The organism is Conexibacter sp. S30A1 (genome assembly GCF_023330665.1).
GTDB lineage: Bacteria > Actinomycetota > Thermoleophilia > Solirubrobacterales > Solirubrobacteraceae > Palsa-465.
The window spans coordinates 1,538,788-1,562,095 of record NZ_CP097127.1; the positions used below are offsets into that span (position 1 = coordinate 1,538,788).

Annotated in this window: 22 protein-coding genes; 3 read left to right on the forward strand and 19 right to left on the reverse strand. The window is 63.8% G+C overall.

The annotated features are described in order from the left end of the window. Nucleotides 1-139: 139 nt before the first annotated feature. From M3M54_RS07675 to M3M54_RS07690, 4 genes are read right to left on the reverse strand one after another with little or no spacing between them, the layout of a single operon-like run. On the reverse strand, nt 140-1,828 hold the full coding sequence (locus M3M54_RS07675; protein ID WP_249021581.1) for a hydantoinase B/oxoprolinase family protein: 1,689 nt from the start codon (nt 1,826-1,828) through the stop codon (nt 140-142). Continuing rightward, the gene (locus tag M3M54_RS07680; protein WP_249021582.1) at nt 1,829-3,877 is read right to left on the reverse strand and encodes a hydantoinase/oxoprolinase family protein; all 2,049 of its coding nucleotides are present in this window, start codon (nt 3,875-3,877) and stop codon (nt 1,829-1,831) included. It lies immediately after the preceding gene. After that, entirely contained in the window at nt 3,874-4,194 is a 321-nt protein-coding gene (locus tag M3M54_RS07685) for an antibiotic biosynthesis monooxygenase (RefSeq protein ID WP_249021583.1), read from the reverse strand. Before M3M54_RS07685 ends, M3M54_RS07680 begins: the two co-directional genes overlap by 4 nt. Then, nucleotides 4,191-5,294 (reverse strand): Xaa-Pro peptidase family protein, encoded by a 1,104-nt coding sequence (locus M3M54_RS07690; RefSeq protein WP_249021584.1) that lies wholly within the window; start codon nt 5,292-5,294, stop codon nt 4,191-4,193. The genes M3M54_RS07685 and M3M54_RS07690 overlap by 4 nt, the downstream gene beginning before the upstream one ends. 131 nt (nt 5,295-5,425) lie before the next feature. On the opposite strand from M3M54_RS07690, the gene M3M54_RS07695 reads away from it, so the two are divergent. After that, entirely contained in the window at nt 5,426-5,989 is a 564-nt protein-coding gene (locus M3M54_RS07695; RefSeq protein WP_249021585.1) for a helix-turn-helix domain-containing protein, read from the forward strand. After that, nucleotides 5,986-6,549, forward strand: a complete 564-nt coding sequence (locus tag M3M54_RS07700; RefSeq protein ID WP_249021586.1) for a helix-turn-helix domain-containing protein — start codon at nt 5,986-5,988, stop codon at nt 6,547-6,549. Before M3M54_RS07695 ends, M3M54_RS07700 begins: the two co-directional genes overlap by 4 nt. A gap of 329 nt (nt 6,550-6,878) precedes the next feature. Here M3M54_RS07700 and M3M54_RS07705 read toward each other — a convergent pair whose 3' ends face one another. The 11 genes from M3M54_RS07705 to M3M54_RS07760 all read right to left on the reverse strand — a co-directional run bounded on the left by M3M54_RS07705 (nt 6,879) and on the right by M3M54_RS07760 (nt 17,360). Next, the gene (locus tag M3M54_RS07705) at nt 6,879-8,345 is read right to left on the reverse strand and encodes an NAD-dependent succinate-semialdehyde dehydrogenase (protein ID WP_249021755.1); all 1,467 of its coding nucleotides are present in this window, start codon (nt 8,343-8,345) and stop codon (nt 6,879-6,881) included. A 2-nt stretch (nt 8,346-8,347) separates the two neighbouring features. Beyond that, complete coding sequence (locus tag M3M54_RS07710) at nt 8,348-8,620, reverse strand: (2Fe-2S)-binding protein (protein WP_249021587.1); 273 nt, start codon at nt 8,618-8,620, stop codon at nt 8,348-8,350. 41 nt (nt 8,621-8,661) lie between these two features. Then, nucleotides 8,662-9,624: a dihydrodipicolinate synthase family protein gene (locus M3M54_RS07715; protein ID WP_249021588.1), complete on the reverse strand. Its 963-nt coding sequence runs from the start codon at nt 9,622-9,624 to the stop codon at nt 8,662-8,664. 21 nt (nt 9,625-9,645) lie between these two features. Beyond that, nucleotides 9,646-10,908, reverse strand: coding sequence for an FAD-binding oxidoreductase (locus tag M3M54_RS07720; protein ID WP_249021589.1), 1,263 nt, complete (start codon nt 10,906-10,908; stop codon nt 9,646-9,648). Continuing rightward, nucleotides 10,871-12,328, reverse strand: coding sequence for an NAD(P)/FAD-dependent oxidoreductase (locus M3M54_RS16790; RefSeq protein WP_305883101.1), 1,458 nt, complete (start codon nt 12,326-12,328; stop codon nt 10,871-10,873). The genes M3M54_RS07720 and M3M54_RS16790 overlap by 38 nt, the downstream gene beginning before the upstream one ends. Then, complete coding sequence (locus tag M3M54_RS07735; protein ID WP_249021590.1) at nt 12,328-13,014, reverse strand: transporter substrate-binding domain-containing protein; 687 nt, start codon at nt 13,012-13,014, stop codon at nt 12,328-12,330. The genes M3M54_RS16790 and M3M54_RS07735 overlap by 1 nt, the downstream gene beginning before the upstream one ends. A gap of 203 nt (nt 13,015-13,217) precedes the next feature. After that, on the reverse strand, nt 13,218-13,997 hold the full coding sequence (locus M3M54_RS07740) for an amino acid ABC transporter permease (RefSeq protein ID WP_249021591.1): 780 nt from the start codon (nt 13,995-13,997) through the stop codon (nt 13,218-13,220). Beyond that, nucleotides 13,994-14,815 (reverse strand): amino acid ABC transporter ATP-binding protein, encoded by an 822-nt coding sequence (locus M3M54_RS07745; protein WP_249021592.1) that lies wholly within the window; start codon nt 14,813-14,815, stop codon nt 13,994-13,996. Before M3M54_RS07745 ends, M3M54_RS07740 begins: the two co-directional genes overlap by 4 nt. A 141-nt stretch (nt 14,816-14,956) precedes the next feature. Continuing rightward, nucleotides 14,957-15,721: an SDR family NAD(P)-dependent oxidoreductase gene (locus M3M54_RS07750; protein ID WP_249021593.1), complete on the reverse strand. Its 765-nt coding sequence runs from the start codon at nt 15,719-15,721 to the stop codon at nt 14,957-14,959. Then, nucleotides 15,718-16,479 (reverse strand): SDR family NAD(P)-dependent oxidoreductase, encoded by a 762-nt coding sequence (locus M3M54_RS07755; protein WP_249021594.1) that lies wholly within the window; start codon nt 16,477-16,479, stop codon nt 15,718-15,720. Before M3M54_RS07755 ends, M3M54_RS07750 begins: the two co-directional genes overlap by 4 nt. Beyond that, nucleotides 16,476-17,360 (reverse strand): TIGR03619 family F420-dependent LLM class oxidoreductase, encoded by an 885-nt coding sequence (locus M3M54_RS07760; protein ID WP_249021595.1) that lies wholly within the window; start codon nt 17,358-17,360, stop codon nt 16,476-16,478. Before M3M54_RS07760 ends, M3M54_RS07755 begins: the two co-directional genes overlap by 4 nt. A 153-nt stretch (nt 17,361-17,513) precedes the next feature. Here M3M54_RS07760 and M3M54_RS07765 point away from each other — a divergent pair, with 153 nt between their 5' ends. Beyond that, on the forward strand, nt 17,514-18,470 hold the full coding sequence (locus tag M3M54_RS07765; RefSeq protein WP_249021596.1) for a VOC family protein: 957 nt from the start codon (nt 17,514-17,516) through the stop codon (nt 18,468-18,470). 68 nt (nt 18,471-18,538) lie between these two features. Here the strand turns inward: M3M54_RS07765 and M3M54_RS07770 are convergent, their stop codons facing one another. The 4 genes from M3M54_RS07770 to gcvPA are packed head-to-tail and all read right to left on the reverse strand — an operon-like array spanning nt 18,539 to nt 23,287. After that, nucleotides 18,539-19,363, reverse strand: a complete 825-nt coding sequence (locus M3M54_RS07770; RefSeq protein WP_249021597.1) for an IclR family transcriptional regulator C-terminal domain-containing protein — start codon at nt 19,361-19,363, stop codon at nt 18,539-18,541. A 59-nt stretch (nt 19,364-19,422) separates the two neighbouring features. Further along, a complete protein-coding gene (locus M3M54_RS07775; protein ID WP_249021598.1) occupies nt 19,423-20,361 on the reverse strand; it encodes a 3-hydroxyacyl-CoA dehydrogenase in 939 nt (312 codons plus the stop codon). Then, nucleotides 20,358-21,917 (reverse strand): aminomethyl-transferring glycine dehydrogenase subunit GcvPB, encoded by a 1,560-nt coding sequence (gene gcvPB, locus M3M54_RS07780; RefSeq protein WP_249021599.1) that lies wholly within the window; start codon nt 21,915-21,917, stop codon nt 20,358-20,360. Before gcvPB ends, M3M54_RS07775 begins: the two co-directional genes overlap by 4 nt. After that, complete coding sequence (gene gcvPA, locus M3M54_RS07785) at nt 21,914-23,287, reverse strand: aminomethyl-transferring glycine dehydrogenase subunit GcvPA (RefSeq protein ID WP_371878654.1); 1,374 nt, start codon at nt 23,285-23,287, stop codon at nt 21,914-21,916. The genes gcvPB and gcvPA overlap by 4 nt, the downstream gene beginning before the upstream one ends. Between the last annotated feature and the right edge of the window lie 21 nt (nt 23,288-23,308).

Genomic DNA, 23,308 nt, shown 5'->3' on the forward strand with positions numbered 1-23,308 from the left:
GTGGGCGTGAGCCGTGTCCTTGGCGCTGCTTGCTACCGCAAAGCCCAAGCCCGCGACACCGAGCGTTGCTGTGATTGCGACGACCGGCCACGCTGCGCGTGGCCCTAACTTCCTACTCATTGCGTCCTCCTCGTGATGATCACTGCTGTTGTTCCTCCGCGTTAAGCCCGTAGATGGTTCGAGCGACATCCGCGGTCACATGACCAGCACGAATGTCGCGGCTTAGGGCGTCCGAGTCACGTTCAGTCGGGCTTCCGTAGCCACCTCCGCCGCCAGTCATCGTGCGGATCACGTCGCCGCGACTCAGCGGCACACGGCTTGCCTTGAGCATCGTGCGCTGATCTCCGTGACCGGGGTTGAGCACAACCGCGGGGGGCGTGGCCGTGCCCCCACCGAACAGACCCCAGGCCGGTGTCTTCGCACGCTCAAACCAGAGGAAGAGCTCGGCCTGATCGCAATCCATCGTGTATTCACGGATCACGCCGTTGCCGCCGCGCCAGCGTCCGGCGCCGCCGGAATCGGCCCGGAAGCTGTACTCGGTCATCCGCAACGGAAACTTGGTCTCCAACACCTCGATCGGCAGATCTTTGAGCGAACCATTGACGTTGTTGATCAGGCCATCCTCGCCATCGCTGCCCTGCCATGCACCCCATCCGCCAACGGTCGGCTCGAGATCAAAGAACGGCCGTCCGTTACGGGGATCGACGCCCGCCAGACCGATGATCATCGAGTCGCCGTAGCTAGCACCAGCAGCCTGCTCGGGTAGCACGTCGGCTAGTGCCTTGACTACCAGATCGATCAGCAAGCCAAGCGGCGTGAAATACCACTGGCATGGATAGGGCTCCTCGGCCCCAAGTAGAGAGCCGGGCCGCACGTTGACCGACAGTGGCCGGAACGCGCCACCGTCGGGCGGGTTGTCGGGGTTGATCAGCAGCTTGTAAGCCACACGGCAGGCGGAGATCGCCTGCGCCTCACCACAGTTGATCGGCCCGCGGCGAGCATCGTCGCTGCCCGTGACGTCGATTGTCATCTCCTCCCCAGCGACCGTCACAACCACCCGCACCCAGACCGGCTCATCACTGGTCCCATCGTCGTCGATACAGCCCTGTGCGTGGTAGACACCATCCGGGATCGCCGCCACCAGCGTACGCTCGAGTCGCTCGGTCTGGGCGAAGATCTCATCACGGGCTGCCTCAAGCGTTTCGCGCCCGTACTTCTCGACGATCGCCTCAAGCCGCCGTTGCCCTGTCCGCACACAGGCGATTTGGGCCCCCAGGTCGCCGGCCGCGGGATAGCCGAAACGGCTGTTGCGGGCGAGCAGGTCGGTGACGTCGCGTCTCTGACGCCCGCGCTCAACCACCTTCAACGGTCCGAGTCTGATCCCCTCCTGGTAGATCTCGGTCGAGTCCATCGGTCCGCCCGGGTCCTTCGCGCCGACGTCGAGCCAGTGGGCGCGACAGGCGGCGAATCCGGTGAGCTCACCATCTACGAAGATCGGTCCGAATGCCGTCATGTCGTTGAGGTGTGTGCCTGTCATGTAGGAGTCGTTCATGATCCAAACGTCACCGGGCTCCCAGCCATCGCGGCCGTACATCTCTTCGCAGATGCGCGTACAGATCTCGAGGTTTCCGAGGAAGATCGGCAACCCGGCGGACTGGCCGAGCACTCTGTGCTCGGCGTCCAGCAGCGCCACCGAGCAGTCTTTCATTTCATAGATGATCGGTGTGTAGGCCGAGCGGATCAGTGTTGCGTTCATCTCATCAGCAGCGGCTGTGAACGCACTGCGCACAATCTCCGTGGTGATCGGATCCAGCGTGCCGGTCGCCATTCACGCCTCCTTGTCGGTTGCACGCATGATCAGCTCGCCGTAGGTGTCCACCCGCAGCTGCCACTTCGGTGGGACCACTGTGGTCGCGGTGTTCTCGACGATCACGGCCGGACCGTCAACCACGGCGCCCACCAGGAGCGCGTCGCGGCGGACGATGCGGGCGTCACGATTGGACCGACCGAACACCACCGGACGCTCCTCGTACGCGTAGCCATCGCCTCGCTGGCTTTCCAATGGCTGAGGGCGCGCGCGTCCAAGGTCACCGAAGGCGGTCACACGAAGCGTGACGAGTTCGACCGGCGCTCCGGGGTTGGAGTGACCAAAGCGCCGTTCGTGCGCCTCGTCGAAGCGACCGCTCAGTGCGTCATCAAAACCCGGCTCTAGCGGCTCGCTGGCGGAGAGCAGTCCAATCGTGATGGTGTACTCCTGCCCTGCGTAGCGAACATCGAGCGCATGCTCAACGCGCCCGTGTCCCGCGGCGATCCCCTCTTCACGCAGCGAAGCCTCGGCATCGCGTTCGAGCGCACCGGCGGCGTCAGCGAGCTTCCCATGATCGGCGTCAGCCAGAGGCGAGAACCACGCCTGCGCAAAGTCCTTGCGGATCTCTGTCTCCAGCATCCCCCATGCTGAGAAAGCTCCAGGGAACCTTGGCACGATGACCTCCTCAACCTCAAGCTCCTTGGCTAGGAAGGCGGCGTGCATCGGTCCTGCGCCGCCGAACGCGACCAGCGCGAAGTCCCGTGGCTCGATGCCCTTCTCGACGGTCAGAGTGCGGATCGCCTGAGCCATCTTGGCGTTTATCACATCGCAGATCCCCTCCGCGAGGTCAACAGTCTCAAGACGAAGCTTCCCGGCTAGCTCCTGAACGGCTCGGTGGGCGGCGTCAACATCGAGACTCATCTGGCCGCCAGCAAACCAGGTCGGATCGGTCCGGCCGAGAACGAGGTTGGCGTCGGTCACTGTCGGCTGGGTTCCTCCACGTCCATAGCACGCTGGTCCCGGGTCGGCCCCGGCGCTCTCGGGTCCGACCCGCAAGCCGCCAGCTTCCGCGTAGGCCAGCGAGCCCCCGCCGGCACCGATGGTGTGGAAGTTGACGACGCTCATCAGCAGGGGCAGCCCTTCCAGGTAAGCCTCGCTGGAGATGTCCGGGCGGCCGTCGATCACGAGTGAGACGTCAAAGCTGGTCCCGCCCATGTCTACGCAGATCAGGTTCGGGCGCGTCAGCCGGCGCGCTAGCGCGACTCCGCCCATCGTTCCGCCGACAGGACCGGAGAGCAGCGTCTGCACGGCCATCTGCCGCGCCGAACGCGCAGTTATGATCCCGCCGCTTGACTGCATGATGTGCAAGGGTACGTTGAGCCCGCGCTCGGTCAGCTCGCTCTCCAGACGCCCTAGATAGGTGCGGACAACGGGCGAGGTGTAGGCGTCAAGGACAGCTGATGAGGTGCGCTCGTACTCGCGCCATTCGCGAGCGATCCGATGCGAGAGAGATATCGTCATGCCTTCGCCGAGCTCCTCGCGCAGGATCGCCTCCGCCTCAAGCTCATGCGTTGGATTGAGGTACGCAAACAGAAAGGCAACAGCGATAGCGCCGAACCCGTCTGCGCGGGCGCGGACGCCGGCAAGCCGTACCGCCTCACGGTCCAGCGGAGCAAGCTCTTCGCCTGCATAGTTCAGACGGCCCGCTATCGCGACGATGTCCTCACGTGGCACGAGCGGGATAGGCTTGCGGTAGTGGATGTCGTATAGCCGTGTTCGGTTGCCGCGTGCGATGTGGTAGACATCGCGCGCGCCTGCGGTTGCCAGTAACAACACGCGTTCGCCTTTGCGCTGCAGAAACGCATTCAGCCCCTGCGTCGTGCCATGCACAGCGAAGCTGCAGCGCTCCGGCTGCGCGTCGACGGTAGCCAGCGCGGCAAGCACACCGGCCGTGAGATCCCCCGGAGTGGTTGAGGACTTGCCCGCCACGTAGCCGCCGACCTCCTCGTCGTAAGCGACGACGTCTGTAAAGGTGCCCCCGATGTCCATCGCGACGCGAAAGCGACTCATCGCTCACCCCGCTCATCGAGCACGATCTCGTAGGTCTCGCCGGAGACACCGGCGTGGAAGTCCTCGACAAGTTCTGCGAGTTCGTCAGTGTGCAGCGCGCGGTCCGGGTTCTCAAGCCAGCCCTTGTAGGCGTCAGCGTCACGCCACAGGGCCGTCACGAGCACGTCCCCTTCACCGTGAATCGGTAGCTGCAGCTCCGAGCTGATGAAGCCCTCCTGCCTCGAGGCGCGCTCAAGCACGTGGTAGCGACGGTAGAAGTCGACGATGTCGGTGCTGCGCCCCGCGCGCGGACGCAGGTGTAGAACGCTTCTGATCATGCGCTCAGCTCGAGCAGTTCGGGGTGTGGCGTTGACAGCAGCTCCGGACCATCCGGGCCGACGAGGACATCGTCCTCGAGCCGCAGGCCTCCGACACCGGGCAGGTAGATCCCCGGTTCGATGGTGAAGATCATGCCTGCGACAAGCGGGGTCTGCGTGCGCGGAACCAGGAACGGGGGCTCGTGGATCGCCAAACCGATCGCGTGCCCGGCGCCGTGAAGGCACTGCCCAAGATCGGGACGCGCTTCAACCGGCTGGCGTGCGGCAGCATCCACCTCACGGGCGCTGATCCCAGGGCGACAGGCCGCGATCGCGGCCGCCTGAGCCTCCCGCACGACGATCCAGGCGTCCCTCGCCCAATCCGACGCGGGCCCAACCGTGGCACACCGCGTCAGATCCCCCCAGTAACCGTCAAGACAGGCCGATAGATCAGCGCACACGACGTCACCAACGCGCAGCTCACGATCTCCGGGCTCACTGTGCGGGTTGGCAGCCCGCTCCCCGAACAGGATCAGTGGATGCGCTGCCCTAGCCCCCTGCTCGCGCAGCCAGCTCTCGACACGACCGTTGGCCTCACGCTCGGTCACGCCGGGGCTGAGCGTCTCAAACACCAGTCTCACGCCACGCTCGACAAGCTCGCACGCCGCCCTTACCTTTTCGATCTCACCCGCCTCCTTACACCAACGCAGCGCATCCATGAGCTGCCCGGCGCTGACCAGCTCAAACCCAGCCGCGCGCAACGCCTCGCTACGCGCAAAATTCAGGTGCTCGCCCTCCACACCGACCCGTCGCGCACCAGCGAGCGCTGCGACCAGCTCAGCCACACCGTCCGAGCTCGCTTCATAAGAGACTCGGGTGAGCACGTCGGGCGCGTCGCGCACCTGGCCGCGATCAAGCGCCGGAACCAGAATCGCAGCCGACGAACCCGCGTGGACCGTGACCGCAAAAAGCCGCTCAAGCTGCAGCGGCCGAAAGCCGCTGAGATACGCGATCGACTCGTCGCTTGTGGCAACAAACGCATCCAGGCCAGCCTCAACGACCGCCTCCCGAAGACGTCTTATACGCTCTCCTGCTTGAAGGGCAGCCGGCGCCGTGCTCACCACCACAGAACCCCAAAATAAACGCCTCGCACAGCTCCCCAGCTCCTCGTTTGCGTTTTGCTATGGCAAAGTTATTGAGGCCTGAGCGAACTGTCAAGAGCCGAGCCCGAATTTTGAAAAGCGCAACTTCAATGGAAACCGACCTCCAGCACATCGGCCAAAGGCTGCAGCAACTGCGCCGCGAGCACGGGCTCACGCTTCAGGAACTGGCCGGTCACTGCGGCTTCTCGACCGGCTACCTATCCCAGATCGAGACAGGCACCGCCGTGCCATCGCTAACAGCCCTGCAGGTCATCGCAGCCGACCTCGGCGTAGAGGTCGCAGACTTCTTCCCCGAGGAACACCGCCACGGCACACGACTGATCCGGGCCGCCGACCGCCACGAATTCCGCCTGGAGCAAGGCTCAGGCGAGGTCTACGCCGTACTGGCAGGCCAGGTCGCAGACCGCGCCTTCTCCGCACTCTACGCCCGCCACCTCCCCGCCAACGGAGGCAGCGAACGACCATTTCGCCACCTTGGTGAGGAGTTCAGCCTGATCCTCTCAGGCACACTCGAGCTGACCATCGAAGGCGAGACCTACGAACTCGGACCCGGGGACTGGATCCATTACTCCTCACACCCAAGCCACTCCGCGCACGTAACCTCCGAAGAGCCCGTAGAAGCACTGTGGCTCCTGACCCCAGGCGTAGTTTGAGCACCGACCCTCTACTCGACGAAGCCAAGCTCGGCACCGTTCTTGGCCGCCGCCTGCGAGAACGACGTTCCGAGCTTGGTAAGACTCTCACCGAGATAGCCCGCACCGTCGACATGTCACCGGGATACCTCTCGACGATCGAGACCGGCGCCAGTGTTCCCTCGCTCCCCGTACTCGCACGTCTCGCCCACGCCCTCGACATATCGCTTGCCGAAACCCTGCGCACATCAAGCAGCACCCACGTCTCGCGCGGAAGCATCACCGACGATCCAGGGACCCGGCTACTGGTGCCGGATAACTCACAGCTAGAGATCGCCTGCCAATCCGCGGACGCCGGACAGACAGGCGAAGCACCGGTCACGCTCGGCAACGGAGATGTCTTCGTCTACCTACACCAAGGCTCCCTGCAGATAACCGTCGACGATGAGCTGTTCGAACTGGGTCCCGGCGACGCGCTACATGGGGACCGACCGCGCCAAATCTCATGGCGCGCCACAGGCCCCGAACCCGTGCTAGCACTTTGGACGACCGCAAGCACGAGAACGCTCCCACGCAGTTGACGGATAGCGAGCGGTGGCGGTAGGTGCCCCAGGGCTTCACTCGAGTCACAGGCGCCCACCGGATCGGCATAAACCGTCAACCACATCAGCCCTTTACCAAGCCCGCTGTCGGACTCGAACCGACAACCGCCCCATTACAAGTGCCCTATTTGCCCTGCAAATGCCCACTTTCTCGTTGGTCCCATCAAGTTCTGTGCAGTTCTCTCAGGTCATAATTGCCGAGTTCGGGACACATTTCGGGACACGCTCGCCGAAGAACTTCTGCGCCGGCCTCTGATCCTTGCGGCAGTGTGGTCGCCAAGGTCACCGCGTGAACGTCGGCTACCGACTCAGGCGAGCCCTTCGAAGCAGAGATACTTGAGTTCAAGGTAGTCGTCGAGGCCGTGCCGCGAGCCCTCGCGGCCAAGGCCCGACTGCTTCACGCCCCCGAAGGGTGCCGCCTCAGACGAGATCAAGCCGGTGTTGATCCCGACGACGCCATACTCAAGGGCCTCACCGAGCCGCCAGGCCCGTCCCAAGTCGCGCGTAAAGAAGTAGGCCGAGAGTCCTGACTCAGTGTCGTTGGCGAGGGCGATGGCTTCGGCCTCAGAGCTGAACCGAAAGACAGCTGCTACCGGGCCGAAGGTCTCCTCTTTAGCGACCAGCATCTCGCTCGTCGCGCCCGTGATGATCGTCGGCTCGTAGAACGTGCCACCTAACTCGTGGCGTTTCCCGCCGAGCTGAATTGTCGCCCCATGGTCGAGCGCATCACCGACGTGGCGCTCCACCTTCTCAACGGCAGCCTGTGTGATGAGCGGACCTTGCGCGACATCCGGTTCGAGTCCGGAACCAACTGTCATCGCCGCCGTGGCCTGCTTCAGTCGCTTTACGAACTCATCATGGATTCCTGCCTGCACTATGAGTCGGTTAGCGCACACGCACGTCTGGCCGGCATTGCGAAACTTGGACGCGATCGCACCCGCGACAGCGAGATCAATGTCCGCATCATCGAACACGATAAGTGGTGCGTTGCCGCCGAGTTCAAGCAGCGTGCGCTTGACTGTACCGGCACATTGAGCGGCGAGAAGTTTCCCGACAGCCGTGGATCCGGTGAAGGTTAACGCCCGTACCTGTGGATGCGAGGTCAGCACAGCGCCGACCTCTTGCGCGGGTCCGTGAGTCACGTTGAACACGCCGGGGGGAATGCCGGCTCGCTCAGCCAGCTCCGCGAGCGCTAGTGCTGACAGAGGTGTCTCGCTCGCTGGCTTGAGCACCATCGTGCAGCCAGCCGCCAGCGCAGGCCCAGCCTTGCGCAGGATCATGGCTGAAGGGAAGTTCCAGGGCGTGATCGCAGCGCAAACGCCGATCGGCTGCTTGATCACCACCGTCCGGCGCCCCTGTTGGTTGGTGGGAACGACATCACCATAGGCACGCTTAGCTTCCTCTGCGAACCACTCGACGAAGCCGGCTCCGTAAAGCACCTCGCCGCGCGCTTCGGCGAGCGGCTTGCCTTGCTCTGCCGTCACAATCCGTGCAAGGCCATCAGCGTGCTCGACTATCAGCTCATACCATCGGCGAAGGATCGCGGAGCGTTCGCGGGCGAGAAGCCTCGACCACTCGCCAAACGCGACATGCGCAGCCGTGACCGCCTCTTCCACCTGCTCAGCAGACGCGCTTGCAACCGTCGCGAGGCGGTCGCCTGTCGCCGGGTCACGGACCACTACCGGTTCTGCTAGGCCATCTGTCCACTCGCCGTTTATGTAGAGCTGCTCGCGGACGAGGCCATCGCTCAGCGCTACATCGCTCAAGGCTAACATGATCAATCGCTCTCCTTACCGGCTTCAGCTGGAACTAGTCCAGCCATGTGCCGGACCTCCATGCCGTCGTTTGCCCAGGTCATACAGGCGCGAACATTTGCCACGCCGTTCACCATGACCAAGCACTCAAAGCACAGCCCCATCCCACAATAGAGGCCCCGGCTGGCTCCGTGCCGTGTACGGCGCAGCTCGGCGTCGCCGCGGGCGATCAGTACCGCAGCGACCGTCTCGCCCAGATACGCCTCTACCGGCTCGCCATCCACGGTGATTGCCACCGGCTGACCTCGACGAACGCCCGTCGGCAGCGGCGCTCTAGTCAATTCGTCGTCTCGCTTCCGTCGCCGCGGTCCGGCTCGAGGATGCCTTCCTCGACCAAGATGGCCCGGATCTGCTGAAGCAGCTCTGGTCTTTTGATTGGCAGGCGTGGCGGCCTAACGGTCCCCCCTGGCTGTCCGATCATGGTCATGATCGCCTTGAGTTGGCTCTGGTAGTGACCGAAGCGACCCCGCCAGCCGCCTGGTAGCCACAGTTTCTCGAAGATTCGATCAGTGCGCTCAGCGTGTTGCAAGCAATAGGCCTGATCGCCTTCCCAGTGTGCCTGCCAGAAGCGTGGGTCGGCATCGTCGAGGATCGCCCCGCCGCCGATGAACCCGTCGCCTCCGACACGGGTTAATGCCCGGTATCCCGCGCGGGACATGAATGGACCGAAGACGCGAGCACGCTGGACAACCATTCGCGTGGTCTCGACAAATCGGTCGAAGTCACCTGTGCTGTTCTTCAGCGCCACTACCGAGTCGATGTCGACCAAGCGTGCACAGAGTTCTGGACTGAAATCGACGTGTGTGCCGCTCGGCCAGTTGTAGAGCATCATCGGAGCGTCCGGCAGGGCAGTACAAATGTCCTCGTAGAAGGCGACGATCTCCTCGTCCAATGGTCTGCTGTATGCGGGCGCGCTGGCCGCGATGCCCGAAGCGCCAGCACGCATTGCGTGGTCGGCTAGCTCAATCACGGCCTTGGCCGTATAGTCGCTGCAGCCGATCACAACGGGTACGCGTCCGCCTACGCAACCGATTGCAGTTTCAGCGACAGCGCGTCGTTCCGCCGATGTCTGGGAGAACCATTCTCCGGTGGTTCCGTTGATCAGCACTCCGTGCAGACCATGGGCTAGGTAGTGCTCTAGCAACGACTCCAGGAGGTCCAGTCTGAGTTCGCCGTGCTCGCCGTACGGTGTCGGACATGCGGCCCAGTACCCCTGCCATGAGATGTCAGTACGATCCATTCGTTTGCCTCCCTGTGTCGTTCAACTGCGTGCTGCGGCCATCGCGGCTGCGGCGCGGTCGGGTGCAAAGTTGTCCGGCACCGCTGACTTGCCGGTCGGGTGGGCCAGGGTCTCTGCTAATAGCTGTGCCATCAGCGGCCCCAGCGTGAACCCGGTCGTCGCCATGCAGGTGAAATAGCCTGGCAGCTGTCGTGATGGACCGACGAGCGGCTCTAGGTCATCCGTGAAGGCGAGTGGTCCGGACCAGGTCCGGAGCAGACGCACGTTCGCGAGCGCCGGCACTATGCGAGCAGCGATGGTGACGTTACCGGCGGCACTCGCCCACACGGTTCGATAGCGACCGTCGTCTCCGACTGCGCGCGCGGGCCAGCCGCCGCCAATGATGAACGTATCGTTGGCGGACTGTTTGAGCGTGAGCCTCCGCCCTATGTGCTGTACCAGCGGTGTCAGTATTCGCTCGCGCGGCTCGGTGACGTTGACATGCAGTCCCTCGCGGCGTACCGGATGACGCAGCCCAAGCATCGCTGCGATGTCGTTGGTCCACGCGCCGGCGGCATTGACTATTCGGCGGGCTTTTACGGAGCCGCGGCTGGTGCGCACGACAAAGCCGTCTTGTTGCTCGAGATCGATCGTGCGTACCTCTGCTCCCGTACGAATAGCGGCTCCCGCTTGTGCTGCACGCAGAGCGTAGAGTGGTGCAGCCAGAAGCGGGTTGGCGTGGCCTTCGGTTGGACAGTAGGTTGCGCCCTTGAGATTTGGGGTCAGGAACGGCGCGAAGGCTCTCAGTTCTTCCCCTTCGAGAACGTGCGTTTCCAAGCCGGCATCGTGCTCGATTCGCTGTTTTGAATGCAGCAGGCTTAGTTCTTTGTCGGTCTCGGCAACCATGAGCCCGCCGGTCACGTGCATCTCTAGCGATCCGTTGAGCTCTCTCTCTAGGTTTTGCCACAGCCTTGAACCCTGAACGTAAAGACGGATCTCAGGTAGCAACCGATGGGCGAGGCTGTCCACCTCAAGACCTGTCAGTTGATGGATCGCGATTTGCAAGTGAAAGCTTCCTGCGTTGGTACCAGACGCTTCACGATTTAGCTCGCTGCGCTCCAGCAGGGTTACCGTGACGCCTTCGCGCGCGAGGTAGTACGCGAGTGCGCATCCAATTACACCACCGCCGATGACGAGCACGTCGGTGTCGGACGGGAGCGATGAGCTAGTGTCGCTGAGCGAGAGCCACACGGCGCCGGCCGGCGATTCAATTGCGTGGCGTTGCGGGCGCTGTGAAGAAGCCATAGTCTTCGATCGATTCGTCTGTGACTGCGCTGATCGGCACTGGACGCGCCGGCAGGCGCGCGGTAGGCGATCGGACTTGACCTAGTGCACAGTGGTGGCGTTGCGCAACGAGTCCCGCAATCGTTCGCTGACAATTGCGCCCCTGGCACAGGCCCATGCCAGCTCGGGTTAGAGCCTTTATGGCAGCTGGGTCAGCGGAGGCCCCGAGAGCTGGCTCGAGTGCAGCCCGGGTGATCTCTTCGCAACGGCAGATCACAGTCGTCTCGTCCGCAAGTTCGTATATCCCGGGGCCGACTCTGTGCATGCGCCGCAGGGCGCGGCGGAAGAGGCGACGACGACGCAGCCTGCGCCGCATTGGCTCTGACTGCCGCTCTGCCTCATGCGAGCCGATCGCGCCTAGGTCGCGCGCTGCTCCGAGACCTGCCAGCGACCCTTCGTCGATTGCCACCAGTGAGCCCTCCACGCCGGTTCCGTCTCCCGCGGCGTAGAGGCTGTCAACGCTCGTGCGCATCCAATCATCGACGAGTACCACCGCACCGCCCCGATCCTCGTCGTCCTCAAACGCGCAGCCGGCAAGGCGCAGAAGTTCTACCGACGGCAGAAACCCGTAGCCAAGGCATAGTGCGTCACAGCGCTCGCTCCGCTCGGATCCGGGGATCACGCGCCAGTTATCGTCGACAGCGGCGTGGACCACGAGCTCGATGCGGCCCACGCCTTGGGCGGCGACAACGATTCGCCGGTAGCGCACCGGAATTTGCGCGCGGAGCAGCTGGGCTCTGTAGCCGACGGCGTCACGCAGCAGTGCGAGGTTGCCGGGTGCCGCGATGAGCATGGCGGCCATGTCTGCCGGGCGTGGTGGTGGCCCAGCGTCGCACACAAGCGTGATGTTGGCGCCGTAATGGTGAAGTTGGGCCGGGAAGGCCAGTGCGACCGGCCCGCTTCCGGCAAATGCGATCCGCTTACCAGGTAGAACGCGTTGCGTCTTTATCAGCGTCTGCGCGCCACCGGCTGTCAGCACGCCCGGGAGAGTCCAGCCAGGGAAAGCGACAGGTCTGTCGTAAGCCCCGGGTGCGACGATTATGCGCTGGGCTTGGATGACGGTGGTGCTCTGCTCTCGTTCGCACACGATGGCGCTGGTGCCGTCGAGGTCGAGCACGCTGGTGAGGAGCCGCACGTCGATGTTCGGCTGACCCATCTGTGAGATGAGCCGTTCGCCTACGGCATAGTCGCGGCCGATAGCCCGAGTGTCTGCCACCTCGAAGCCGGGGCCCATGCGCTTGTAGATCTGACCGCCGAGGGTGGCTCGCTCGTCGACTAGGGTGACGGACAAGCCGGCGGCGGCCGCTTGTGCGGCCGCCGCCATCCCTGCGGGCCCGCCACCGACGACGAGCACGTCTGTCGTCGAGTGCGGAGCGCTCATCACTTGCAGGCAGGCACGCCCGGGAACGACTTCACGCCGAAGTCCTTCTTGTAGAGCTTTGCCAAGGTCCCATTTTTGTCTTCCGTGCAGAGGAACTTGTTCAGGTACCTGACCAGCGCCGTGTTGCCGTGCTGCACGGCGTAGGAGCCGTATTGAACGTCAAGCGGCTTGATCTTGGCCTGGACGAGCTGGCCGGGATTTGCCTTGCTGTACTGGGCAAGCAGGTAGTCCTCAACGACGATCGCGTTGGCGCGTCCTGTCGCTACGAGCGAAAAGTCTGAATTCTCGTCTGCGAGCGCTTCGATCTTCGCCTTCGGGAAAGCTGCCTTTGCTTCAGACTGGTCGGTCGAGCCGAGCAGAGCGGTGATCGTGTCCTTGGGCGTGTTCAACTGTGAGATCTTGGTGATCGTGCTGGCATCCTTCTTGGGGATGCCAACGATCTGCGCGTATGGCACGTAGGCGTTGGTGAAGCTCACAACTTTTGCTCGTGCCGGGGTCGGCGACAGTCCGACCGAGACCATGTCGAACTTCTTAGTCTGCAGGCCGGGGATCAGCCCGTTGAAGCCGAGGTTGTCGATCTTCAGCTTGACGTGCGCGTAGGCCGCAAGCTTGCGGAGAAGGTCGACGTCGTAGCCTGCTGGCTTTCCGTGGTTGAGATACATCTCCGGTTTGAACTGCAGGTCCATGCCCACTACGAGCGTCCCGGAGTGCATCAGACCCGGGGGCTTCGAGCTGGCTGACGCCTTGTGTCCAGTGGTGCTAGCGGCGGCACTGCCACACGCGCATACCCCGAGGGCCACCAAGCCGGAACTGGCCAGTGCCGTAATAGCCCTTCTCTCCAACTTAAACATCCCCAACCTCCCTTTCGACGTGACGGCCACCATAGCCGTCACGGTGCTGACGTACCCTGCTGTTGCCAGCTGGCGTCGAAGCGATCCATGATCGCTTGAACGTGACGCCGTCGCCGGCCCTTCGCCGCGCGTGCGATACCTCCCCGCGGCGGTGTCTGCATCGTCTTCTCGATCGTGCGGAAGGCGAAGTCGACGGTGAAAGCAACAGCGATGTAGATGACCGCCGCCGCCGTGTAAAGCGTGAAATACTCATAGCTGACGCTGGCAAGGTTCTGCACCGTAGCCACAAGCTCGGTCAGGCCGATGACGAACATCACGGACGTGTCTTTTACCATCCCGATCAGCATGCTGCCGATGTTCGGCAGCGCAATCTTGGTTGCCTGCGGCAAGATGACCGAGACGAAGATTCGTGGCCTGGTCATCCCCAGCGCGAGGCCGGCCTCACGCTGGCCGCGCTGGACGGCTTCGAGCGCCGATCGAAAGATCTCGGAGATGAATGCCGAGTAGAGCAGCGTTAGCGATATGACTGCAGCCACGAACACCGAGAAGTTCAGGCCGGACACCTCAGACACACCGAAGTACACCCACAGCGCGGTTACGATCACTGGGACCCCGCGGAAGATGTTTATGTAAATGGCAGCCAGCCAAGTAAATGGCGGTCGTGACATGCGCATGACTGCGAGCAGCAGCCCAACCGAAACTGACAGCACCAAACTCAGCGCAGACACCTCGACAGCCACCAGCAGGCCATGGAGCAATGCCCCTCGGTTTGCCCAGGCGTAGCTCCAGTTGATCAGTGATGAGGCGAACGCAATCACAGTACTGCCGAAACAAACTTCTGTAAGCGAGGATTAGTGCAGCTGTCAAAGAGCGTTCGGTCGCCTGATTCCACGATCACGCCCTGGTCCATGAAGACGTTTAGGTCACCGATCTCGCGCGCGAAACCGATTTCATGGGTCACCACCACCATCGTCATGCCGGCTTCGGCGAGTTCGCGCATGACCTCGAGCACCTCGCCGACCAGTTCGGCATCAAGGGCCGATGTCGGTTCGTCGAACAGCATGATCTTCGGATCGAGGCTGAGAGCGCGAGCGATCGCGACGCGCTGTTGCTGACCGCCTGAGAGCTCGTTGGGGTAGTGCGCCGCGTGCCGGAGCAGTCCTACCCTGCGCAGGGCGAGTGCCGCGCGTTCTTCGGCTTCCGCACGCTTGGTGCGCCGGACGGCCCGTTGTGGCAGCGCCACGTTCTCAAGCGCCGTCAGGTGCGGAAACAGATTGAACTGCTGGAAGACCATGCCGACGGTCCGGCGCAGCTCCAGCGGATTGCCACGACGCACCCCTGATGCCCCGTCGGGCCCATACTCGACATCAAAGACCTTCAGCGACCCATGAGTGGGCTCTTCAAGCAGGTTGATACTGCGCAGCAGTGTGGATTTGCCCGAGCCAGAGGGCCCGAAGATGACGACATGCTCACCCGCGCGAACGCAGAGGTCGATGCCGCAGAGCACCTCGCGCGCTCCGAACGACTTGCGCAGGCCTTCAACGACAACAACGGGGTCTCCCAGTGCGTGCGAGGGAGCCGTGCTAAGTGCTTGATCTACCAGAGTTGTATCCGCAATTGGTCGTGTGAGCGCCATTGTCCCGCACCTCAGCTGGAAGAGGCGTGCTCGTATAGCGGCTGCATGTCCGCATAGTGCACGACCCTGGCTGGGGTGTCAAGTTGGAATCGCACGAGAGGGTTTGGTCACGCTGCGGTTGTGTGCGCAAATACCGCGGTTTCAGCGAATGTTTGCGGCGCCATTGACGTCGAGTGTGGCGCCCGCCAGGTGGCGGAGACGACCGGTCGCGAGCTGCGCAATCAGCTCGGCCACCTCGCTCGGCGGCACCATCTCGCCGAGTGGGAGCATGGCATTCACCGCGTCGACCCCGCCGCGAGACGAAGCCGAGATCTCCGACATCGGCGTCTTCACGATGCCTGGCGCGACGATGTAAGCGAGCACGCCGTCTGCGGTGTGGTTGCGGGCGACTGACTGCGTGATGTTGTGCAGCGCGGCCTTCGACGCGGCATAGGCGGTGTGCGCCGGGAGTGCGGAGCCGCGTTGCGCAGCCCAGCTCGAGATCGCGATCACAACACCCTGCTTGCGCCCCAAGAAGTGTGGAAGCGCGGCACGGATCAGGTTTCCCGGTGAGGCGACGTTGATCTGGAAAGTACGTTCCCAGCCCGTATCCCAGTCTGAGTCTTGCGCTTCAAATGGGATGCTCAGGGCCACGGCGGCGTTCAGTATCAGCGCATCAACTTGCCCGCGCCAAGCTAGCGCCGTTCGCCAGAGAGCGCGCGTGGCTTGCGCCTGCGCAAGATCGGCCTGCACCAGCAATGCGCGTTCGGGTGCGGCTGCGCATGCCTCTTCGGCACCGTCACGGTGGCTGCCGTAGTGAGCCACCACATAGGCGCCTCGCTCGAGCAGCAACGCTGCGGTGATGCGACCGATTCCACCAGATGCGCCGGTAAGGAGGATTACACGGTCTTCCAGCATGTGGGTCATGGCAGCCCGCCATCTACCGCCAGCAGCTGGCCGGTGATTCCGGCTGAGAGGTCACTGGCGAAGAAGAGTGCTGCCCCGGCAACGTCCGTGACCGTCGCGATGCGGCCGAGGCTGGTGGCTGCCGCTGCTGCTGCAAGAGCCGCGCCGGGTGGCGGTCCTCCTGAGCTGGCTCGCTGCTGGATGCGACCCTGGAGCGCCGCAGTGGCTACCGGCCCTGGGCCGATGGCGTTGACCCGGATACCACGCGAGCCTAGGTCGATCGCGGCAGATCGTACGATCCCGAGAGCGGCGTGCTTGCTGGCAACGTAGCCGGCTATGTTTCCGTCGCCGCGCCAAGAGTTCAGAGAGCCGATCACGATGATCGCGCCACCTTCCCTCATGAGCGGGGCGGCATGTTTGAGGGTCGCCACAACTCCGCGGGCGTTGACGGCGAAGACGTTATCCCACTCGTCTAGGTCAAGCTCCGCGATCCTGTGCCAACGCGGCACGATCCCGGCAGCAGTGACGACGAAGTCCAACGGGCCTCCCAGCGTCGCGACAGCATCACGGCATGCGCGTTCAATCTCGCTCTCGACCCGCACATCAGCGGTGCTGGCATGCCAGCCTTCGGGGAGTGAATCCGATGCTTGCAGATCCACGGTCACGCCGCAGGCGCCCGCCTCAGCGTAGAGCTTGACGATCGCGGAACCGATGCCGTTGGCGCCGCCGGTCACCAGTGCGCGGGCGCCATGAAGTGAGACCGTGAGGCCCGGGCTCATGCCGCCGCCGCGGCTGCTCGGAGTACTGACAGCTGCGCGTCTTGGTCATCGCTCTGCCAGCTCAGATCGACGATCACCTCGTCCACGCCAGCTTGTGCAAGCGACGCCAGGTTGTCTGCCACCGCTTCGGCATGCCCAGCGGACTCGACTATCCGAAGTACGGTGCGGATGCTGCCGTCCTCGCGTCCGGCCCGACGCGCGGCGTCCATGAACCTGGTCCTTGCGCTCACTATCGAATCTGGGTCGAGCTCTGATGCCGACTGTTGCCCCAGCCAGCCGTCCGCCAGCGTGCCGACCCGCCGGAGCGCTAGGTCGGAGTGGCCGCCAAGGAGGACCGGGATCCGGTGAGGCGGACTCGGTAGGCAGACCGTGTCTGCAGGAAGCAGGTAGTCCTCTGAGCTGCGTCGAGCTGGAAATCCGGTCCAACACTCGCGGGCGATTGCGATCCATTCGCTGAGCTGCACGCCGCGCCGATGGAACGGCACATTGAGCGCGTCGAACTCCTCCTCCAGCCATCCGGCGCCCAATCCAAGCTCAAGCCGCCCATGACTGGTCGCATCGAGCGAAGCGGCCTGCTTGGCGAACATCACAGGATTGCGTAGCGGCAGCACCAGCACGGCCGTGCCGAGCCGTACGCGACGGGTCGCGGCAGCCGCCAGCGCCAGGGCGATCATTGCCTCGATGTACGGCGTGTCGCTCGGCCATGTGGCGCGTCCATCCGCCGCAAACGGGTAGCGCGACTTGATCTCGCGTGGCATCACAACGTGATCAGACACCCAGATCGAATCTGCCCCGCCCGCCTCGAGAACGGCGGCGAGCTCGGGGATGCCTCGCTCCATGGGCAGCGAGCCACTGTTTTGGAGCTTGGCGCCAATCAACACGCCTTGAGTCAATCATCAGAGTCGGCGCCCGTCAAGCGCACATCTGCACGTAGAGCGGGCGCTCCGGCGTCGCCGCGTGTATTGTTGTCAGCACTGGTGAGGCTGGAGCCGAACCAGCTTTGAGGTTTGCGAGATTATGGACGGGAGGCGGTCATGGATTCCGTGCTTACCCCTGGGTTGTGTTTGGGGGTGGACCACATCGGGGTTGGGGTATCCGACATGGAGCACTCCCTTTCCTTTTATGCGCGGTTGGGCTTCACAGAGCGTGTCTTCGATGAGGAGCTTGAGCTACCCGGTCTTGAGCGGGTAGCCGGCCGGTCAGGCGTCCGGGCGCGCGTGGCGATGCTGAGGCCGGGACGCCCTACCGCTCTGGGGTTGGGCGCCGTCAAGCTCGTCTCCACGCTGGACCAGCCTCCGCCGCCGTTGCCCGATGGCATCGGTTGGGGCGAGCCCGGGGTGTGTGAGGTCTGTGTGCACGTCAAGGATCAAGCTGGCACCTACCGGCGAATGCTTGCCGACTACGGCGTCAGGGGTCTGATGGAGCCGAACGCAGCACCGCTGCCGCCGTACGACACGCTGTGCAGCCTTTCTTACATCTCAGATCCGGATGGGACGAAGATCGAGATGATCGAGTGGCACGACTTGGAGAGCGGTTGGCCGGTGGAGGACGGCCCGCAGGGCGTCAACCACGTTGCGTTCGGGGTGGCGGACATCGAGCGCACGCGTGAGTTCTATGGCGCGCTGGGTTTCACCGGGATGCTGTTTGAAAGCGATGGCTTCTTCCAGCCCATGGACGCGTGGTACGCGCCGCGCACTCCGCCGAGGCAGCACATGATGCTGCTCACCAATCCGCACGGGGCCGGTATGGAGCCCTGCCAGCACATCCCTCCGTCGCCGGACATGCGTGGAGAGTGGGGTCATCTAGGTAGCTTTGAGTTTGCGATCGGAGTGCGCAATATCGAGCGTGCAGCCGATGCTCTGACGCGTTGCAGGGTAGAGCTTCTCTGCGAGCCTCAGACGGTCAGACTCGCGGACGGCCGCTCCTGGAGCTACGCGTATTTCGTGGAGCCAGACAACAACTACGTGGCGCTGACCGAAGCCCGGTATTGAGCGACCGCCGACGCGGCGTCAGTTGGACTTCGACCACAGACGGTTGTGGGCAATCGATCTGGTAATCGTTAGGTGAGATGGGCGAGGTCGCGCTCGATTAGAGTGGCGTGATGCTGCAGTGGCGGCAGCAGCTCCCGCCGTACCGAGTCGGCGTCGTGTCTGCCTATGTGTGTGGACAGGTTCACGGCCGCGACCACCCGTCGCGTGCGGTCATGGATCGGGACGGCGACGGCGATCAGTCCTTCTTCGAGCTCTTGGTCGACGATCGCGTAGCCGTCAGCCCGCGCCTTCAACACCCGCTGGCGCAGGGTCCGGATGTCGCTGGCCGTGTGTGGCAGGTAGCGCGTGAGCTTGGCGGTGGCCAAGTATGCCTCCAGCTCGCGGTCGCTCAAACCAGCCAGAAGTACGCGTCCCATCGACGTCGCGTGAGCTGGCATCCGTGAGCCCACGTTAACCGCAATCGTCATAAGTCGTGTTCCCGGGACGCGCACAACGTAGACCACGTCATTCCCATCCAAGATGGAGGCCTCGCTTGCTTCGTCCACTTCGGCTACGAGTGCTTCGAGGTGAGGAAGCGCGACGTTCGGGAAGCCGAGTCCCGAGAGGAATGAGTATCCAAGACGCAGCACGCGCGGCGATAGCTCGAACGTGCGGCCGTCTGTGGTCATGTAGCCGAGATCGACGAGTGTGAGCAGGAAGCGGCGTGCGGTCGCGCGCGTCAGGCCTGTCTTGCTTGCGACCTCGCTGACGGTCTGGCGCGGCCAATCGGCCCCGAAGCTTTCGATGATCTCTAGCCCACGCGACAGGGACTGATTGAAGTCCCTGGAGCGCTCTGGCTGCTCCACTGAGTCGGTCTCCTGGGTTAACGCTTGGGGTTGCGGTTGACTGTTCACGAACCGCGATCTTATTCCTCTAGCCGGGTTGACCGCCGTGTCGAATGACGCACGCGTCTTCAACGCGGCGCCGCGCGGCGTCGCGCCTGCTCCTGTGCGATCAGCTGACGGTCGCGCCACGCCACTCGCTCATCCCAGTCCTCGAGCGGCAGCAGCGCCCGCCGTTGCGCCGCCACCTTGGCCACAAGCTCGTCATCCCAGGGGTCGTTCTGCCCGCGCTGCGCCCCCATCCGCTGATAAGCCGGACCCATGCGCCGAGCGTGCTCAACAATCCCTCCGCGCGTATTGAGGTCAGCGGTCTCGAATGGGCCGATGACCGCCCAGCGCCTGCCGAGCCCGTCGCGCACGACCCTATCGAGGTCGTCAACGCCGATCACTCCGTCGCGCACTAGACAGTAGGCCTCCCGCAAGACCGCGCCCTGCAACCGGTTGTAGACGAATCCATCGATCTCCTGCCTGATCAGCACGGGAGTCATTCCTACGGCGGTCAGCAGCGCGGAGGTGCGCTCTGTCACCTGCGCTGAGGTGAACGGCGCTGGCACCAGTTCAACCACGGGCAGCAGGTGTGGCGGATTGGCCGGATGCGCTACCAGGCAACGCTCGCGGTCGCGAAGGTGATTCGCCGTCTCTGAGATCGTGAGTGCAGACGATGAGCTGCCGATAACCGCGTCAGGTTCTGCGATGGTGTCGATCGTCGCCAGCAGCTCGCGCTTGAGTTCGAGACGCTCCGGCGCGCACTCCTGGATGTGCACGGCCCCCGCCAGCGACTCGGCGAGCTCTTCCTGCATCTTCACGCGTGCGGCGATTGTTGAGGCCGGTTCGCTGAGCAACCCTGCCTCGCTGAGTGCCTGCAGCCGCCCGCGTATCTCGGTAGTCGCGGCTGTCAACCGTCCCGGGTCCGGGTCATAGACCGAGACCGGATGACCGCCCCGCGCAAATACGATTGCCCAGCTTGTGCCGATGCTTCCAGCCCCGACTATCGCTATGGGTGCGCTCACGAAGTCACCTGAATGCTGTGCTTGTACTGGTAGGCTCGCCACGTTGTGGCCCACCGCTGCGGGTCGTCAGCCCCAGCCCCGTCTACCTTGTGGATTGCCTGGCAGTGGGGCGCACTGCGAACCGTGTCAGGATCGTTGTAGGCCTCGTCGATCACGGTCGCCAGCACATCGATCCAGTAGTCGATGTCCTCCTTGGACCACAGCTCGCCGGCCTCTGGGGTGAATGGCTCGGGCACGATCCACGGTTCGTGGCTTAGCCAGAAGGCGTCCACCCCAAAATCGACCATTCGGTTCTGAATGTCGAGCACGGTCACACCGGTGTCTTCAGCTACCTTGGCGAGGCTGTATCGCGTCATCTCCAGGCGCGGCGAGCTCAGCTCCGGGAACGATTTGCTCACCCCGGGGATCGCAAGCAGCCGGCGCTCCATGTAGTTGTTGGCGAGCACGGAGATATCGGCCGCCTGCCGAAGCCCGTCCGAGCCCATCGCTCGAGTCCAGGCATAGGCTTTGACCACCTGTGGGATGTTGCCCCAGAACTCACGTACGCGGCCGACGCTGAGCGGCGCCTCGTGTTCGATGGTGTACCTTCCACCCACCTGCCTGACCAGGGGTCTCGGCAGAAACGCGACCAGGTCCTCCGAGCAGCCGTACGCACCAACTGCAGGGCCACCGCCGCCCTTGGGCGCACCGAACGTCTTATGAAGCATGAACATGCAGGCGTCGAATCCCAGCTCGCGGGCGCGCAGCCTGCTCATCACCCCGTTGAAGTTCGCGTGGTCGTAGAAAGCAAGCCCACCAGCTTGGTGGACGAGTTCGACCCAGCGTTTGATGTTTGGGTTGTAGATGCCCATGTCGTCGGGGTTGTTGACCATAAGCGCCGCGGTGCGGTCAGACAGGGCTGCCTCGAGCGCGGCGACAGAGGGGTAGCCGGCCTCTTCCAGCGGCAGCGTCACCACGTTGAAGCCAGCGGCGGCCGCCGTTGCCGCGTTGCATGGGTGTGCCTGAATAGTCGTGATTATCTCGTTGCGCTGCGCGAGCTCTCCCCGGTGCTCGTGATAGGCCCGCGTGATGCAGGCGTGCGTGTATGCGGCGTCCGCGCCACCGCCTGGCTGGAACACAAACTGCGCCATGCCCGACAGCTCGCAGAGGATCTGGTTCATGCCATGCACGATCTCGAGCACGCCTTGCAGCGTCTCTTCGCTTTGATTGGGATGTAACTCGGCAAGCCACGGGCGAGCCGCTACGAGCTCGCTAACGCGAGGGTTGTACTTCATCGTGCAGGTCCCAAAGAGGCTTATCCCCATCATCCCGAGTGTCTCCTGCGCGAGGTGTAGGTAGTGGCGCTGCACTTCGAACTCACTGAGCTCGGGAAGCTTTGGTGGATGCTGTCTGCGAGCGCTAGCCGGGATCACTGTATCGAGCGTCCCGTCTGCGGCAGACACTTCGGCGTCCGAGGTGGGAAAGACCATGCCTCGGCGTCCGGCACGCCCCATCTCCATCACGATGGGCTCGTCCCACACTGCGGCGTGGTACTGACGTAGCTTCGGGAGACTCATGCCAGCACCTCTGTCAGCGCCGTTACGAGCCGGTCTATGTCGTGTTGTGTGTGAACTTCGGTCACGCAGTACAGTGCGGCTTGGCCGAGCTGTGGGTGGCTGAGTGACAGGTCGCCGCCCCCGAAGATGCCGCGCTCACGCAGAGCGACGTTGATCTCCGCAACTGTCCGTCCAGTCTCGTTGAAGTCCAGCACGAACTCCTTGAAGAACCACGGCCAGCGGACGCTGACGCCCGGCACTTCTGCAAGCCTGGTTGCGGCGTATCTGCTGCGTGCCAGGATCAGCTCGCCAAGCTCGGCAAAGCCCGCGGGTCCAAGCAGCGCCATGTAGGCGGCGTTCACGACCGCCCAGAGGTAGACGGAGTTTCCGGTCCAGTCGTTACCTAGCTCGCGCGAGCCGTATGAGGACTGCTGGAACAGCGTGAGCGCAAAGCCGTGTTCGCCCTGCTTGCTGGTGGGGCAGAGGCTCACCTGCAGTGTGGGGTATGCCCGCGCGTAGCGTTCCTCGTCGCGGCTGGCGATGAAGCCACCCACACCTCCGCCGCAATTCATGTGCACGCCAAGAGGCTGGGTCGGCCCAACCGCGATGTCCGCCCCGTACTGGCCCGGTGGTGCCAGCAGGCCGAGTGATGTGGGATCGACACCGGCGATCAGTTCGGCGCCATGCGAGTGAGCAAGTCGAGCGATCTGGCCAGGGTCAGGCTCGATAACACCGAGTCCCGATGGGGTTTCCAGATAGACGGCCGCCGTACGATCGGAGAGCGCGGCGGCCAGCTCGTCTACCGCGATTGTCCCGGTGGCCGGATTCGTGGGCACGGAGCGGAGTTCAATGTGCCCTCGCATCCCCGGGGGCTCGCAGTAGGTGCGCATGACAGCCAGCCGCTCATGGTCCATGAACTCGGAGATCAGAATTTGGTCTCGGCCCGTTATCCGGGCGGCCATCCGCACCGCATGCCCCGCCGCGCAGCCCCAGCTGTACACGGGCAGACCCACGAAATCCAGATCGAGCAGCTCGCCAAGCTGGCTTGAAAACTCGAACCAGGCCTGGTTGCGGCCGTGGTCGGAGGCAGGGGTGCCCCACACGGGGGTCAGGAACTCGGTTCTTGTCGCCAGCTCGTCGCAAACGGCGGGCACGTGATGCTGCCAGCAGCCGCCGCCTAGGAAGCTGAGCACCGCTTCGCAGTCGACGTTGCGGCCCAAGGTGTCGCGGAGATGACGCGAGAGTTCCACCTCAGAAGCGAGCGCTGGCGGCAACACGACCGGTCTGGCGGCGCGATGATCAAGCGGGATCTGCGCGAACAGCTCCTCCGGGTCACTGACTCCGACAGCGGCACACAGCTCCTCGCGCAGCGCCGGAGCCGAGTTGGCCATGTATGGGTGAGCTCTCAGGGT